A 2197-nucleotide genomic window follows, 5' to 3' on the forward strand; every position below is an offset into this window, starting at 1 on the left:
CATGAAGACGTTCACCAAGCTTGCCTTGTGCACGGCAGTCGCTGCCGGCTTCGCAATCCTGCCGTCGGCGGTTTCCGCCCAGTCGACGATGGCCTATCCGGAAAAATGCAAGTCCGAAGACATGGACATGTCGAAGGCGGACATGCCTTCGGACGGCATGCCGATGGGCGACATGACGGACTACCAGAAGGCGTCGATGGACGGCATGAAGGGCATGCACATGAACATGATGCAGGGGATGATGAAGAAGGACGCCGACGTCTCCTTCGTCTGCGGCATGATTGCCCACCACATGGGCGCGATCAGCATGTCGGAGGTCGAACTCAAGTACGGCGACAATGAAGAGGCCAAGCAGATGGCACAGAAGGTCATCGAAGCCCAGAAAAAGGAGATCGAAGAGATGTCCAAGTGGGTGGACAAGGAAGTCAAATAGGAGATTGCGCCATGCACCACATGTCGACTGAAATGAAAGCCTGCATCGACAATTGCCTCGCCTGCTACAGCGAATGCCTGTCGATGGCCATGGGACATTGCCTGGAACTGGGCGGGGAGCACACCAAGCCTCCGCACTTCAAGCTGATGATGGCATGCGCGGAGACTTGCCGGACCTCAGCGCACTTCATGCTGATCGGCTCGGAGCACCACAAGCACGTCTGCCGGGAATGCGCGGAAATCTGCGGCCAGTGCGCCGAAGACTGCGAGCGGGTGGGCGATATGCAAAGCTGCGTCGACGCCTGCCGTCGTTGCGCCGATAGCTGCCGCAAGATGGCGGCGTGATCGGGGAGGGGCGGTCTCCGTCCGCCCTCTTCCTGCCCATATGAGAACGGATATCCGGTGAAGCGACGGATATCCGGAGCACGTGGCATGGCCCGGTTGGGAACGCAGCGTCTATGAAACAGACCGCTAACATGAAGAAGGTTGGACTGCTCTCCATCGTGGGAGCAATCCTGATGGCGGGGGTTCCGTCGCCAGCCGCGGAGGACCTCGTCTCCCGTCGACAGGCGGACATGAAGGCCATGGCCGCCGCGGCGAAGACGATCTCCGGCATGTTCAAGGATCCGGCGGCTTACAAGGCCAGCGAGTTCAAATGGGCTGCCGACACCATCCGTGACAAGTCCGGGAGCGTTCTCTCCGCACATTTCGCGTCCGAGGCCGACGGTCGGCAATCGAAGGCCGGGCCGAACATCCTTAAGGAGCGCGACCGGTTCGACCGCATCGCCAACGATCTGCGCGACTACGCCGTCGCGCTGGAGGCCGCCGCGCAGAACAGCCCAGGACAGATGTCCGCCAGCATGCGCATGAAGCCTGGGGAAGCCATGGGTGGCGGCCCGCTTGGCACTCACGTCCGCAACGAGCAGGAACTGCTGGCAATGCCGGCGGAACACGCGTTCCACCTCATGCTTGAGACCTGTACGACCTGCCACGCCAAGTTCAGGATGGAATAAGGGCGATCACGCGGGACCGCGAATTACTCGCCTTGTTCAGGCGTCCGACCTTTCAAGTACGGCCTCATTCGCTTCAAACAGCCATGTTCGACGCTGCCGACATCACTTCCCGAGGGGCCGGACCGCCGAACATATGGCGGCCATCCTCCTCGACTTCCGTGAAACACCAGCGCACGACGCCATCCCGATCGAGCAGGAATTCGCCGACGAGCTGGCCGTGGCCGGTGGCCATCATCTGCTTGTCATCCTCGGTGATTTCATAGCCGTCCGCCTTGTCGAGGAATTCCGACGCCGCCATCGGGTCCATGGGCGCCGGAAGCTCGCCCGGCATGTCGATGCGCATCGACATCACCGTGTTCATGCTGACTTTGCGCGGCCACTCATTCTCATCTTCGGTGAACTGCAGATTCGGCAGGCCAAAGGCCCTGTGCGATACCCGTTCCGGGTCCGAGGCCGCCAACAGATTGGGAAGCGGATGGTAGCGGAAATAGAGGCGGGCGCGGTCGATCGGCGTGTTGACGACGGTCAGGCTGTCGATGCCCTTCTCCTGCAATGCGCCGGTGAGTTCGGCCATGGCGGCGATCTGCCGGCGACAGAAGGGGCAATGCAATCCGCGGAACAACCCGACGAGCACCGGCTTCTGGCCGCGAAAATCGTCGATGGCGACCTTGCCCTGGCGAGTGATCGCATCCAGCACCACGTTCGGCGCGCGATCTCCGGGCTGCAATGGTCTTGCGGCGTGGTTCTCCTGC

4 protein-coding genes are annotated in these 2197 nt (G+C 61.6%); 3 read left to right on the forward strand and 1 reads right to left on the reverse strand.

The window, feature by feature from the left end:
• The first annotated feature begins 1 nt into the window (after position 1).
• From FY112_RS00520 to FY112_RS00530, 3 genes are all read left to right on the forward strand, one after another.
• The gene (locus FY112_RS00520) at positions 2-433 is read left to right on the forward strand and encodes a DUF305 domain-containing protein (protein ID WP_027665814.1); all 432 of its coding nucleotides are present in this window, start codon (positions 2-4) and stop codon (positions 431-433) included.
• Positions 434-444: 11 nt separating this feature from the next.
• On the forward strand, positions 445-777 hold the full coding sequence (locus FY112_RS00525; RefSeq protein WP_151517366.1) for a four-helix bundle copper-binding protein: 333 nt from the start codon (positions 445-447) through the stop codon (positions 775-777).
• Positions 778-890: 113 nt separating this feature from the next.
• Positions 891-1445, forward strand: coding sequence for a cytochrome c (locus FY112_RS00530; protein ID WP_151517367.1), 555 nt, complete (start codon positions 891-893; stop codon positions 1443-1445).
• Positions 1446-1518: 73 nt separating this feature from the next.
• Here the strand turns inward: FY112_RS00530 and FY112_RS00535 are convergent.
• Positions 1519-2197, reverse strand: a 679-nt coding sequence (locus tag FY112_RS00535) for a peroxiredoxin-like family protein (protein ID WP_151517368.1), incomplete at its 5' end; no start/stop codon positions are given.

The organism is Rhizobium sp. PEPV16, from assembly GCF_008919455.1.
GTDB lineage: Bacteria > Pseudomonadota > Alphaproteobacteria > Rhizobiales > Rhizobiaceae > Rhizobium > Rhizobium leguminosarum_Q.